The following is a 13,811-nucleotide window of genomic DNA, read 5'->3' as shown; positions in this document are numbered from 1 at the left end:
TGGCCGAGAATCGAAGGCGGCCACCCGGCGGCTGCGACCACAGAAGATCGTCGGGGCGGGTCAGAACGCTCCGTCGAATCCGCTGCCGCCGTCGCTGAAATCACCGTCACCAAATCCGCCGAAACCACCAAAGTCGTCGCCGAATCCATCACCGAACCCGCCGCCGTAGTTTCCATACCCTCCGTAGTGGCCACCGCCGTGGAAGAGTGACGAGATCAACATTCCGGCGATGAAGGCGCCGCCGTTGCCGCCACCGCCGAAGTAACTCTGATTGCGTCGGGTGAAGTCATCGATATCGTTGCGTGCTGCTTGTTCGGCCCGCCTGCCTAATTCGCCAGCGTGGCGTGCCTCCGAGATTGCACGTCGTGTGTCAGTGGTCCGCAGCGATTGGGCCTGGCTCAACTGCCGTTGAGCGTCAGAGAGCAGAGTTCGCGCCTGCGAGCCCACAGCCTGCCCACGGGTCGAGATCAAACTATCCGCTGCCTCAATCTGCGCGGCGGCATCATCGCGCGTCCGATCGAAAACACGAAGCGCACGGTTACGGTCGCGATCCGAGTCACGCGCTTGTTCAAGCAGTGCATCGAGCTTTTCATCCGCCTCCAACAACCGCTTATATATCGCCAGAGGATCAGCACCGGTTCGTGCCAACTCTCCGCCCTTTGCGTTGTTTGATCCACCTTCGTTCTGGTCGCCACCCGTAGTGAGGACAGCCGCCGATGTCTCCGTCGGCGCATCGATAGTGCGCGCATCCTCTACCGCATCCCACGCTTCAGTCGCGATCGCGTCCATCTTGTCGAAGTCGAACTGCGAACCCTGAGCACTCGCCCGCGCACGAAGTTTCCCAGCCTCGGTCAGCTCCTCAGTGATCTCGTCAATAAGGGAGCGAATATTGCCCCGAGCTTCGGCAATCCGCTCGTCGGCCTGCTCGATATCTGTGAGCAGGTCGTCGGCTTGGCCGGTGGTCATTTCCGCCGTGCGGATGTATTCCACGAGCCCGCCCTGCTCACCTGCAGGTTGGTGGGTGAGAGCACGGCCTTTATCGATGGCCCGCTCGGCGTTATCCAGGTGCTCGGTGGCGATATCGACATTGTCCGCGATGGAGGCGAGGGCATCGGACGCATACTTCGTGCGCAGCTCGCTCAGCGTTGACGACGCCTGAGGCAGCCGTGCGCGAAGCGACACAATGCGTTGGGTGAGCTCGTCGAGCCGTCGGTCCGAATCGATGAGCAACCCGCGAAGGCGCGAGAACTCGTCGGATTGTTTATCCAGGCCGCGGTCGGCTTGCCCACATGAGCTCACGATATCCACAAGCATGGCCTTGCGCTCTTCGTCAGAACGCACTGTCCCCGAATCAATTTCGCTGCGGAGCTGGAACGCCCTCTCCAGGGTCCGCTTCGAGTGATCCATGGCTCGGATGAAGGGCCGTGCCCGGTCTTCTCCGAATTCCGCAATGGCCAGCCGGAGTTCGTCATCGGCTGTCCGAATCGACGCATCTGTACTTGTGAGTTCCTCCTGCGCGCGTTCCTCCAGCACGGAATACGGCAATTCGTTGAGCGACGTCGTGTCATCCGGATTGATGGTCTGGGCATCCTTGACCATCGTTTCCTGCTGCTTCTTCGTGCGTCGCCGGTTCATGTACCATACGCCGCCCCCTGCCGCAATGATGGCGATAGCCCCACCACCCAGCCAGAACAGTGCCGCCGAATTATCATTCGCATCCTTCGCGGCGTCGATCTTGTCGGTGATAACTGTATTCCAGTCGGGGTTATCTTCCGCGAGTGGTTCCTTGGCGGCCTCGTACGTCTTCTTTGTTACGGCATTGCCGACGTTCCGCCCGCCGTACACCCCCTGCGTGCGCTTAGTGACGTCGAAAGCCACAATAAGCACATTGGACTGCGGGTTCTCCTGGAACCGTTCGTACGCCCATTCTTTCCCCGACATGCTGCCGAAGCTGTTGGCGATGTAGACAGTCATGGCGATGTCATCGTCGACCTGTAGCTTCTTGATTTTCTCCGTCAGGTCTTTCTTCTGACTGTCGGTGAGGGCCCCAACGCTGTCATTGATGCGTTCGCGGGTGGCCACACTGGAACCGCTAGTGTCGGTACTTGATCCTGTGGAGTCACTTTGAGCGACGACGTTGGTCTGCGTGGTTTGTGCCACCTGAGCTGCGGCTTCGGGAATGATTGTGCTGCCCAGGAGCACCCCGCCCGTGAGTGAGAGGGCAGCTGCGGTTGCCGTGAGCCGCACACCGCGTCTGTGGGCGGTGTTCGCAGAATGGGCGACGTGGGTGGTGTGCTCAGTGGTGTAGTGGTCGTTCCGGATGACTGCCATGATCTAAAGAATAGAGAAAACTGTGGAGTGTTTGCCTACACGCATGTGTTTGGGTGTAGGTTAGCGGGCTGTACCTGGCGGTCGTGGATGGAGGACGTGTGGGGCGTTGGTTGGGCCGGACTCTCTGGCGTGTGGTGGTTGGTGCCGTGTTGATCACCGCTGTGTTGGTTTGCGGTACGGCGTTGCGGGTTTGGCAGTTTGCCCGCCATGATGACGACACCCCCTCTGATGTGATCGTGGTGATGGGGGCTGCGCAGTATAACGGGACACCGAGTGAATGGTTTGCCGCGCGCCTAGACAAGGCCGCCACGATGTACCAGGAGGGCACTGCTCCCGTTATCGCGACATTGGGTGGCAAGCAGGAGGGTGACCAGTACACGGAGGCTGAGGCCGGCAAGATGTACTTGGAGAAGCTGGGCGTGCCGTCGTCGGCAATTGTTCCGATTAGCGATGGCTCGGATACCCTGACCTCTGCGCGGGCTCTTGCGGAGTACCCGCACAATGAGAACCGTCATTGGTCCTCGGCGGTGGTGGTGACCGACCCGTGGCATGCGTTGCGTGCTCGGACGATGGTTCGGGATCAAGGGTTTACGACGCATTCCGTATCGACGCGCCACGGGCCGTCGGTGTGGTCGCGTGATGCGCAGTTCTCGGGGATTCTGCATGAGACCGGCGGTTTGATTTTTTATCAGGCGACGCACCGCTCCAATGTTATGTCGGAGCAGGATGTAGAGGATTTGTTGAACTAGGCGCGCCTCTAATGATTTGTGGCGTGTAGTGCGACAATAGCGGTATGAAATTGCGGAAGGTGTACCCGTATTCAGAGCGGGATCATGAGCGCCGTGTGGTGGAGGGACCGAAGGGCGCTCAGTTGGCGGGGGCGACGCCGGAGATGCGGGATGATTTTGATCGAGATCGCGCCCGGGTGCTGCATTCTGCCGCATTGCGTCGGTTAGCGGATAAGACGCAGGTGGTCACTCCGCAGACGGGGGATACGCCACGGACTCGGTTGACTCATAGCCTTGAGGTAGCTCAGATCAGCCGGGGCATTGCTGCGGGGGTCGGGGTGGACACTGATTTGGCTGAGTTGGCGGGGCTTAGCCATGACATTGGCCATCCGCCCTATGGCCACAACGGGGAGCGGGCTTTGGACGAGCTCGCCCAGGATTGTGGTGGTTTTGAGGGGAATGCTCAGACATTGCGTATCTTGAGCCGTCTTGAGGCGAAGGTGTGCGATGTTCGCGACGGCCACCCGGTGAGTGTGGGGTTGAATTTGACGCGTGCTTCGTTGGACGCGACGTGTAAGTACCCGTGGACGGCATCGAGCCCGCAGGGTGTGGAGCGGAAGAAGTATTCGGCCTATGACGAGGATGCTCCGCTGTTGGAGTGGATTCGTCGCGGTGCTCCCGAGGGCAGGAAGTGCCTGGAAGCCCAGATCATGGATGTCAGCGACGACATCGCCTACTCGGTGCACGACGTGGAGGACGCCGTGTTGTCCGGTCGCGTCAGCCTCAACGTGTTGTGGGACCTGGTCGAGATTGCCCAGTTAGCGGAAGAGGGCGCGGGCGTCTTTGGCGGCGATCCCGATGCACTCGTCGACGCTTCCGACCGGTTGCGTCAGCTGCCGGTCATTGCCGAGGCTGCTGATTATGACGGGACATTGGGTGCGTCGGTGTCTTTGAAGGCTATGACATCGCAGTTGGTGGGTCGCTATATTTCGGCGACGGTCGCTGCGACTCGCCGTGCGATGACGAATGGGGACGAGTCGGCGTGGACGGAGGAGATGGCCGCGGGGAGGTTTTCTAACGACCTCGTTGTGCCACCCGATATTGTGGCCGAAATCACGCTGCTGAAGTCGGTGGCCGTGCTCTACGTCATGGATCAGTCGCTGCACCAGAAGAACCAGGAGCGTCAACGTGATCGGCTCTTCCGCGTGAAGGATTATCTGTATGCCGGTGCGCCGACGAGCTTGGATCCTCTGTACCAAGGCTGGTGGAATGAGGCCTCGACGGACGACGAGCGGCTGCGCGTCGTCATTGACCAGTTGGCTTCGATGACGGAGTCGCGGCTCGAGCGGTTGGATAGGTCGGCTCGGGATTGGTCAGCCGGGTGGAGTTAGTGGGGAACTAGCAGGGGCGAGTTAGTTTTCCTGCATCTCACAGAATGATGAGTAGTGGTCGCTGGTGTAGTACCAGACTTCGGGGTGCGTGGCGGTCGAACCACCCGTAATGATCCTGGCAGGCCCGCGGCTGTGATCCGTTTTATCCTCGTCGACGGTATATTCGCGGTAATAGTTGTTCTTCTTGTGGGGGAGTGCGTTCTCATAATTCCCGAAGTGGGAACCGTCCTTCTGCGGGTAATCAAATGGCCCACCGGACTTGATATCGTCGACGACCACGCGTGCTTGATCAGGCAGCTGGTTCGCGTTGCACGCTGGGATGGAGCCTGATGCCCCCTTATGCGACCCTCCCGACGACCCGCTCGATGACTCAGTCGATGACCCGCCACCCTCCGATCCGTTGTGGCTCGGGTTGTTGACGGAATCCCATCCCCACAGGCCAACCGCACCCGCCACCACAGCACCAAGAATCGACGTCAACGTACGAAGGGACAACACGTGACGCCCCCGTCGAGCGTTCCGTGATCCGTCCTGTGTGTTCTTCTGAGGTGCACCCGGCATGGTCGATATTGTGTCATACCCTGGCGAATGTCACGGCACTCCTAGGGCTTGACATGACGACGTAGCATAGTTGCCATGGCCAGAGGACGAATCCCGGAGAGTGACATCGATGCGATCCGTGAGCGCACGCCGATCGAGGAGGTCGTGGGCGAATATGTGCAGCTAAAACCCGCCGGTTCGGATTCGCTCAAGGGGCTATCGCCCTTTAAGGACGAGAAGACCCCGAGTTTCCATGTCCGCCCCAACAAGGGGTACTACCACTGCTTTTCGACGGGGAAGGGCGGCGACGTTTTCAGCTTCCTCATGGAAATGGAGCAGGTGTCGTTCCCCGAGGCCGTCGAACAGTGTGCGGAGCGGATTGGCTACACCATTAACTATCAAGGTGGCGGGCCCGGACGTCGGGAAGAGCCGGGAACTCGCCAGCGGCTCGTCGCGATAAATAAAGCCACCCAGGAGTTTTACCGCGAACACCTGGATACCGATGAGGCCGCGCCGGCACGGCAGTTCTTGCTCGACCGCGGTTTTTCTCAGGACCACACGGAGCAGTTCGGGTGCGGCTACGCGCCGGGCGGATGGGATACGTTGACAAAATTCCTGCTCCGCAAGGGGTTCGACGTCAAAGAGCTGGAGGCCGCCGGGGTGACCTCCCAGGGCCGAAGGGGGCCGATTGATCGGTTTCATCGACGCCTGACCTGGCCGATCCGCAACACCGCGAACGATGTCATTGGCTTCGGTGCCCGCAAACTCTTCGATGACGACAAGCTGGGTAAATACATGAACACCCCGGAGACCTTGTTGTACAAGAAGTCGAAGGTGCTGTTTGGAATTGACCAGGCGAAGAAGAACATTGCCGAACGCCACCAGGCAGTCATTGTTGAGGGCTACACAGATGTCATGGCCATGCACGCCGTAGGGGTGACGACGGCGGTTGCCGCGTGTGGAACAGCGTTCGGGGCGGACCACTTGCAGATGGTGCGGCGCCTCATGCTGGATGACTCTCATTTCCGCGGGGAGATGATTTATACCTTCGACGGCGATGAAGCCGGTCAGAAAGCAGCCATGCGCGCCTTCGAGGGAAACCAGGAGTTCCTGGGCAAGAGTTTCGTCTCCGTCGCACCGAATGGTCAGGATCCGTGCGACTTGCGCTTGTCCGGCGGTGACGCCGCAGTGCGTGATTTGGTGATGTCCCGTATTCCAATGGTGGAGTTTGTCGTACGAACGACGCTCGCCTCGTTTGACCTTCACACACCGGAGGGGCGGTTGCAGGCCATGGAGGCCGTTGCCCCCGCGGTCGCAAGCGTCAAAGACACCACATTGCAGAAAGCGTACGCCAGGAAGCTGTCCGGGTGGCTCGGCTGGGACGATGTGAGCGACGTCGAAGCCGCTGTACGACGGGCCGCCCGCAAGCCACAATCGTCCGGGCTGAAGCGTGGACGAGCACGCCAGCAGCGGAATACGTGGAGCGCGAAATCCCCAGCCGCGAATGACCCACAGAGTTCCAACCAGCCGCGTTTCACCAGGCCAAACCCGCGTAATGGTGAACTCGCAGGCGAACGCGAGGCTCTCAAGATCGCCTTACAAGAACCAGCTGCCGCCGCTGAATTGTTCGATGTTCTGCCCGCCGAGAGCTTTCGGCACCCCACCTACCGAGAAATATCCGAGGGGATTCGTCGCGCCGGGGGGTGCGCTGCGGCCGCGGATGTGGAGTCGGGCGGGAACTCGTGGGTGATGAAGGTTATTGAGAATCTTCCGCAGCCGATGGGGGAGTCGATGGTGACCGAGCTCATGGTGGAGCCGATTCACTATGAGGGTGAAAACATGGAGTGGTTCGTGCGGAGCACGATGGTGCGCCTTCAAGCAGTGTGGGTGGGCAACCAGATTGCCGAGCTCAAGTCGACGCTGGAACGCCTGCGGCCGAGCGACGACGAGTACAACAACCTGTTTGGCGACTTGGTGGCGCTCGAGCAATACAGGACCGGTTTGATTAAGCAGGCGACACAGCGGCCTCTATAAGGCCGGCTGGCTGCACCTGTTCCCACCCGTGCCACCGGCGCCGCCTTCGCCCATCCGCGCCACCCGCACGGCGTCCGCCGTCGTCCCGTTAGTCCTCGTCGGGAACGTAAATGGTGGTGTCGTTGTCGTGCCGGGTCCGGATATTCCGCGCCCGGAGCTCACGCATCCGCGGTTCCGGGTCCAGAGCGTTGGCTAATGCCTTCCTCCCCGCGTGGAGAGCAGATTTGGCGACGGGGGAGTTAATCGCTGCCTCATAGCCTCGTCGGATCTGGTCGTAACGCTTCCGACCTGCTTTCGTGCCCATGACGTAGCCCGCTGTGGCACCGGCGATGAACGTAGTCAAACGCATATGTTTTCTTTCGTGTGATGGCGTCGGTTGGAGTTAGAACTCTTCGTACTCGTCGGGGTCCTGGTCCTTCTCACGGCCGTCGGGCTTGGTGAGGGCATTGATCGCCTCGACTTCGTCGCTCGTCAGCGTGACATGTAAGGAATCAAGATTTTCCTTTTGACGCTTTTCCGACGCGGATTTCGGAATGGCGAGGCTCCCGATGGCCCGGTGCCATGCAAGAACAATCTGGCCGACGGAGGCGTCGTGGTTCTTCGCAATGGAAACGATGGTGTCTTCCTCGAAGACGGCGCCTCGGGCAAGAGGGCTCCACGCCTCTGTAATGATTCCGTGCTCCTTGTCATAGGCGCGGGTTTCAGCCTGGTTGAAGTACGGGTGCAGCTCGACCTGGTTAATAACGGGGAGCTCGCCGGTTTCCCGTTCGAGCGTGTCCAGGTGCTCCGGCGTGAAGTTGCAGACACCGATGTTGCGGATAAGCCCACGGTCCCGGGCTTCCATTAATGCTTTCCAGGCCTCAACGTATTTGCCCTGCTTCGGGTTGGGCCAGTGGATGAGGTACAGGTCGATGTAGTCCAGCCCGGTGCGGTACAGGGACTCCTCGATGGCGCTCAGTGCTTGGTCATGTTCCTGGTATCGGCCGGGGAGTTTGCTGGTGACGGTGACGTCGTCGCGCGAAACAATTCCTTTATCAATGGCCGCGCGAATACCCGCCCCGACGGTGCCTTCATTTTCGTAATTGTAGGCGGAGTCGATGAGCCGGTAGCCCATTGTGAGCGCGGTTTCAACGGACTCCGCACCGCTTTGTCCCCAGAGTCGGTACGTGCCAAAGCCCAGTGCAGGGGCGGTGTATCGGTCTGTGGACAGGATGGGAATTGATTGTTGGTTAGTTGTCGCGGAGGAATCAGTCATAGGGCTAGTGTAACCACGCTCGCCGACGCCCGGCCACGGGAAGTCGTGGGATTTCGGGCTCCGAGTAGGCCTCAGGTGCGCCAATGTCGGGCCAACGTCGGGCCAACGTCTGCGTCCCGATCGGCCCGATGTTCGTTTAACACGTTGTCCGGTTATTCGTGGCAGACAAGGAACAGCTAGTGTTGATAGCGAACTTAAATGCGTTTCTGTTCTACGTTTTTCGTATCGCCGCGAGCGAAGGTGCGCACCCACGGTGGTTGCTCTTCTTTTAGTGGCGACGCCTGCCTCGTGGCCATATAGGTGGCGGGGTAGCAGCGTGCTGTGATCGCACTGTGCTTGCGTAGGGCCGGGACGGCTTTACCCACTGGGAGGACCTCGTGGACTCTAAGGAGCCATCGTCTGCGTCGGACAGCCAATTCGTTGGCCGAGCTGGTAGTGCGGACAGCGCGTATGACCCGTGGAAGGGTGATCCGTCAGGCGCGGATGACGTGTCGGCGTCGGAAGAGAGGAATGCGCCGGCGTTTCCGTTTCTTACGTTTGATCCAAGTTTGAAGGAACTGACCTCGTCGGGTGGTCGCCACCGGCGCCGTGAAGTCGATGTTCTCCGCACCGAAGACGAGGTTTCTTTTATGGGGTACCCGCTCACCGGTGGCGGACAGCGTCAACGGCAGGATGAGTCGGAGCCCTCGGCCGCGGGCTATCCAGGGTTTCCCTCATCGCCGACGGATGCGTCGGGCTATGACGGCGAGATCCTGGAGGGCGAGGTCCTCGGCACTGACGACGCAGCAGACGACGCGCCGGGCCGAGATGATCACACTCCACATGACCCGGGCCTTTATACCCATTCCGCGGAAGATACGTTCGATCGTTCTGAAGTTGGGGACACGGATGCCCGTCCCGCCGACCTCATGGGTGGAGACGGAGACGTCGACAGTGATGACGTGCCTGCCGCTGATGCAGCAGCGCCACAGCTCTCTGCAGTGAAGACCAAGCCTGTTGCAACAAAGACGAAGCCCTCCACAAAGAAGGCTAAATCCTCCGCAGCGAAGACAAAGCCGGCTAAGTCGGGGAAGAAACCGACCGGCCGTCGTTATCCTCATGCGAAGTTTTGGTCCACTGTAGCGGGGTCTGTTGCCTCGCTCATGATGACCCTTGACATGACGATCGTCCTGGTGGCATTGCCGGACATCGGCGAGAGCCTCAAGTTGTCGTTGTCGGGCTCACAGTGGATCGTCAACGCGTATACCCTTGCGTTCGCGGCACTATTGTTGGGCGTCGGCAGCCTATCCGACCTGGTGGGACGCCGTGGCATCTTCATAGTCGGGCAGTTGGTGTTTGTCGCGGCGTCGGTCGGGTGTATGACGGCGGATGCTGAAAACTGGATGATTGTGGCCCGAGCTATCCAGGGCGCCGGGGGTGCCATGGTCTTCGGATCCAGTTTACCCCTTCTTTCCGACGTTTTCGGCCCTGGCGAGGAAAAACAGCGGACGAGCGCAGTGGCTGTTTTCATGGCGGCCGGTGCTGCGGCGGTGGCGTTGGGTCCGCTCGTTGGTGGTGCCATTGTTGAATTCTTCGATTGGCGCTGGATCTTCGCGATCAACATTCCGATCGGGTTACTGATCATTGTGGGAACGTTGATCGGTGTGCCGAAAGACGCGCAGCAGTGGCGTCGGCAGGCTTTGGAAGACAGGAAAGCACGCCTGCTCGCTGAAGGGCACGTCGACGAAGTGGAAAAGCTTGAAGAACAGCAGGTTGAAGAGACGGTGCCGCCGATCTCGTGGCTTACACTCATTGTGGCGTCGGTGTTCCTTTTTGCCTTGAACTATGCTCTCCTTACCGGCCCGGATGACGGCTGGACTGACGGCAAAGTCTTCATCGGTTTCGGCGTCAGCTTGGCTGGTTTGGTCCTGATGGTGTGGATGCAATTGGCCAAGGGAGACAAGGCCATGATCGACGTCCGCATGTTCGCCATCCCGTCCTTCTCCGCGGTGACCATCGTTGCGTTTGCCGCCCGGCTGTTCAGTTTCGGGATGATGCCGTACATCGTTCTCTGGCTATCCGGGGCAGTGGGGTTAAGCTCTCTGGAAGTTGGGTACGTGACGACGGCGCTCGCTATCCCGATTATTCTGTTCTCACCTGTGGCGATTCAGCTGGGTAAGAAGATCAAAGTCTCCGCTATTCAGGCCCTGGGAATGATCATTATTGCCGCTGGTTTGCTTCTCGGCCTGAAGCTGAACTCCAACTCTGGCTGGGTGGACATCATTCCGATGTACATCGTGGTCGGCATCGGTACAGGGCTCATGCTCCCGCACTTGATGGACGTTGCTGTCTCTGTTGTTGCTCCGCGTAAAACGGGTACCGCGACTGGTATTGCCAACACAGCTTTCCCCTTGGGGACGAGTTTCGGTGTGGCCATTTATGGTGCGATTCTGACAGCGGCAACGTCATCGGGGTTGAAAGCAGTGTCCTTCCCGACGGCATCGGTTATGAATACGCAGGCGGGTGCGCAGCAGTTGCCGCCGGGAGTTCCGGCGCCTGCGCCTCAGCTGCCACCGGGAGCGGTATTGTCGCCGGATAAATCGACTATCACGATGGATGCTCCGCAGAAGATTGTCGATTTAGCGTCGAGTGGGCAGTTCCCGCTCATTCGCCAGCACGCCCCGATGTTTGCTGACAAGGCTTTAGAGTCGTACATCAACGGGTTACATAACGTGCTGATTATCGCTGCGGTGCTGGCTGCTGTTGGCGCTCTTGTCGCGCTGATCTTTATTCGAGACAAAGACCGTTATGAAATTCGGAGCCAGAAAGAGCGGAAAGGATAATACATCGACCGACGGGATGTCAGGATTTAACAATTATTATCGAATAGGAACCTCCTATTTAGGGTAATACTCGTTACATTTTCATAACGAACCCTGAAACTATCTTTTTATAATTGTGCTCCTGACTTGATGTCTGGTATACCTAGCCACATGGCTGACAGTGATATAACGCTCACTCCGGGTGAGCAGGGTGTGTTTTCCCGTTGATTCCGATCCAATCTGCTCCTGTTTTGGTTGCCAACAACCATGGTGGTGACAAATCGCCGTATCGCAATCAAATATCTAAATACTTTGTTGGGAGCCATCCCCATTGGGTATGAAGAGCGATCCATTCCCATGGGATCAATTGCAGGTGTGACCACCTCGAGACAGGTTAAAGTTCCGCCGCTTCTCATCTTTGGGATCATCTCGTTGATCAGCATCGTCCTTTTCTTTAATTCGATCGGCAATGGCAGTGGCGGTGGGATTATAGGCGGTCTACTCTCCGCAGTTATTTTTGGTGCGCTAGCAGCCAACGCCGTGCGTTCGGGGATTATTTTTACGAATAATGGCGGTGGAGCATCTGATGTCACCGTTTCCCCGTTGGACAGCGGATCACTCGAAGAGTTCAAGAATAAAGCCAATGAGTACATTTACTCTTCCACTGACGCAGGAACGTCGTGGCAGATGCAGGGCTACTCAGATCCGATGAACCAACACAACGGTTTTGGCGGTGGCCAGCAGCAAGGCTTTGGCGGTCCGCAGCAAGGTTTCGGTGGCCAGCCTCAGCAGTTCGCGAACCAGCAGCAGGGTTCTAATTCCTCGCAGGGTTTCGGTGGCCAGCAACAGGGCTTCGGTGGTTCGCAACAAGGTTTCTCGACAAGCAACCAGAGTGCACAGAACTCGAATAGTGGTTCCCAGCCGTTCAATGGTGGACAGTCTTTCGGCGGAAACCAAGGTGAACAGAGTGGAAGCCAGCAGTGGGGATCTGGTCAATTCAGTAACCCCAACCAATGGGGGCAGTCTTCACAACAAGGTAGCTCGAGCACGAGTTCTAGCCACTCAGCTTCAGATGAGTCTGAGTCCACTCACACCAATGAACGACCTGGAGATGGCGGGTCGAATCGTGGTTCGGTGTACACGGACGAATCTGAAAAGAAGGATTCATCCGACGACTAGGACGCCTCTCTACTAGGTGGAAACAAAATCCGATGAGTTAGGCTAGCCCCCTATCAGCTGAAAGCTGGTAGGGGCTTTTAACATGAGTGAATCTGAACCATATCGAATATGTGGAGTAGGTTCTTGATCACCGGGCTATAAACGAACCGGACTCGGCCGATTCTTGTACGCGCAACATGACAGTCGGTCGTTTTGCGTTGGTCATCTGTGAGCTGCGCCGAAGAGAAGAGTCAAGTAGTGGACTAAATGCTAGTCCTTTGTGAAACTCATTTCGTCTTTATTTGCAAAATCTCGAATTATGAGTGAATCGTCTTCAAACTTGTACTCCGTTATATCATCTTTATCGCCGGAGTCCGTCGAGCTACTGCCAAATATGCCCCAGTTGCCCTCATGTATTTCGAGTGCCCTCTTCGGCCGATTTATTTTACCTGCCAACTTCGGAGCGTAATAACCGTCACTATAGAATTTCATTAAAAAGTCATCTCCGGTGACCTTAAGAACCGCTTTACCGTCACTAGATTCGCTTACCCACTTGCCATCCGAAAGTTTGTCGTTCGACGAACATCCAGAGAGTGCAATTACGCTGGCTAGAGAAATGCTAACGAGGGTGAGGATTTTGTTCCGCATTTGAAGTACTTTTCCTTCATTAGAGGCCTTATAACGTAGTGTTCGTAGGTCTTGGACTTCTACCACTTACAATTAGAGAATCTCATTAGTCTGTGTCAAGAGTTTTCCGGCTAAGCTAGCGGCATTTAATCTTTACCTACGCTACGAAAGTTCTAGGCTTAATGTGGTTGGTTATTTTCCGGGTTGTTGGAGTAATTTCCCTGTGTCTGTTGTGGCTGGTTGTACCCGTTAGCAACTCCAGGATTCTGATAATTAGCTGGGTTCTGTTGCTGGTTCCCTCCTTGTCCCGGAGCGCTGAACTGTGACTGCGGGGCTTGGTTTTGTGGGGTGTAACCGACGTACTGGTTGAAACCATTGGAGAAGTTAGTCACTTCTGTATGTGCCAGAGCGGAGACATCGACTTCATCCTGACCGTCAAAGTTATCGATGACTACAAGCCGCGACCGATACGAATTAGCGACCAGAGCGAGTGATGTAAGCATGCAGATCACGGAGAGTGTCATGATAAGGGGACTGATTTTTCCCTCTGGATAATCACTGTAGTATTCGTCGATTCCCGGTTTCTTTGCATGGAAAGAACTGATGAACCAAATCAGACTGAGAACAAAAAGGAACGCCGAAGTAATTAAATAGGTAAGATCAAATGTCTTCTTTGTCTCTGTATGAGACACCGAGCGTAAGTCGATGTTATTGAGCTGATTGCCGATGGGGATTAAACCGAACAATAAACGTGGCCGGTTAATTGCGATGCGCTGATCAGTAACCGCTAGCGTGGTTTTCTGCCAGAAGGTGAGCGGTCTCGACGTAACCTTAATAAGGTGAACGCCACTTTCGTTGGAGCGCAAAGAAACGTTGAGATCAGACATATTCCATTTTTATCACTTTCGCTAACTTTGGTCTATGGCGTTAGGGTACGGTACCCGCA

The 13,811-nt window shown here is 57.3% G+C and carries 11 protein-coding genes; 5 read left to right on the top strand and 6 right to left on the bottom strand.

Annotated elements, in window-relative coordinates:
* Positions 1-60 precede the first annotated feature (60 nt).
* Positions 61-2,331 (bottom strand): TPM domain-containing protein, encoded by a 2,271-nt coding sequence (locus ACWORE_RS04355; protein WP_455302823.1) that lies wholly within the window; start codon positions 2,329-2,331, stop codon positions 61-63.
* Between the two features lie 98 nt (positions 2,332-2,429).
* Between ACWORE_RS04355 and ACWORE_RS04350 the strand changes: the two genes are divergently transcribed.
* Both ACWORE_RS04350 and ACWORE_RS04345 read left to right on the top strand, forming a co-directional pair.
* Positions 2,430-3,080 carry a YdcF family protein gene (locus ACWORE_RS04350; RefSeq protein ID WP_455302821.1) on the top strand — a complete coding sequence of 217 codons (651 nt, stop codon included), beginning with the start codon at positions 2,430-2,432 and terminating at the stop codon, positions 3,078-3,080.
* Between the two features lie 59 nt (positions 3,081-3,139).
* Positions 3,140-4,450 (top strand): deoxyguanosinetriphosphate triphosphohydrolase, encoded by a 1,311-nt coding sequence (locus ACWORE_RS04345; RefSeq protein WP_406606042.1) that lies wholly within the window; start codon positions 3,140-3,142, stop codon positions 4,448-4,450.
* 21 nt (positions 4,451-4,471) lie between these two features.
* Here ACWORE_RS04345 and ACWORE_RS04340 read toward each other — a convergent pair whose 3' ends face one another.
* Positions 4,472-5,011 carry a ribonuclease domain-containing protein gene (locus ACWORE_RS04340; RefSeq protein WP_406605824.1) on the bottom strand — a complete coding sequence of 180 codons (540 nt, stop codon included), beginning with the start codon at positions 5,009-5,011 and terminating at the stop codon, positions 4,472-4,474.
* Positions 5,012-5,086: 75 nt separating this feature from the next.
* Between ACWORE_RS04340 and dnaG the strand changes: the two genes are divergently transcribed.
* Positions 5,087-7,024, top strand: coding sequence for a DNA primase (gene dnaG / locus ACWORE_RS04335; RefSeq protein WP_455302819.1), 1,938 nt, complete (start codon positions 5,087-5,089; stop codon positions 7,022-7,024).
* 88 nt (positions 7,025-7,112) lie between these two features.
* Here the strand turns inward: dnaG and ACWORE_RS04330 are convergent, their stop codons facing one another.
* Both ACWORE_RS04330 and ACWORE_RS04325 read right to left on the bottom strand, forming a co-directional pair.
* Entirely contained in the window at positions 7,113-7,373 is a 261-nt protein-coding gene (locus tag ACWORE_RS04330; protein WP_406605826.1) for a hypothetical protein, read from the bottom strand.
* 33 nt (positions 7,374-7,406) lie between these two features.
* Positions 7,407-8,279 (bottom strand): aldo/keto reductase, encoded by an 873-nt coding sequence (locus ACWORE_RS04325; RefSeq protein WP_406605827.1) that lies wholly within the window; start codon positions 8,277-8,279, stop codon positions 7,407-7,409.
* A gap of 377 nt (positions 8,280-8,656) precedes the next feature.
* Here ACWORE_RS04325 and ACWORE_RS04320 point away from each other — a divergent pair, with 377 nt between their 5' ends.
* Together ACWORE_RS04320 and ACWORE_RS04315 are read left to right on the top strand one after the other, a co-directional pair.
* Positions 8,657-11,101 carry an MFS transporter gene (locus ACWORE_RS04320; RefSeq protein WP_455302816.1) on the top strand — a complete coding sequence of 815 codons (2,445 nt, stop codon included), beginning with the start codon at positions 8,657-8,659 and terminating at the stop codon, positions 11,099-11,101.
* 354 nt (positions 11,102-11,455) lie between these two features.
* Entirely contained in the window at positions 11,456-12,259 is an 804-nt protein-coding gene (locus tag ACWORE_RS04315; protein ID WP_455302814.1) for a hypothetical protein, read from the top strand.
* Between the two features lie 249 nt (positions 12,260-12,508).
* Here the strand turns inward: ACWORE_RS04315 and ACWORE_RS04310 are convergent, their stop codons facing one another.
* Entirely contained in the window at positions 12,509-12,886 is a 378-nt protein-coding gene (locus ACWORE_RS04310) for a hypothetical protein (RefSeq protein WP_455302812.1), read from the bottom strand.
* Between the two features lie 158 nt (positions 12,887-13,044).
* Positions 13,045-13,752 carry a hypothetical protein gene (locus tag ACWORE_RS04305; protein WP_455302810.1) on the bottom strand — a complete coding sequence of 236 codons (708 nt, stop codon included), beginning with the start codon at positions 13,750-13,752 and terminating at the stop codon, positions 13,045-13,047.
* Between the last annotated feature and the right edge of the window lie 59 nt (positions 13,753-13,811).

This window comes from Corynebacterium sp. c7Ub_26, assembly GCF_053760365.1.
This window is presented reverse-complemented; position numbering and strand designations above follow the sequence as displayed.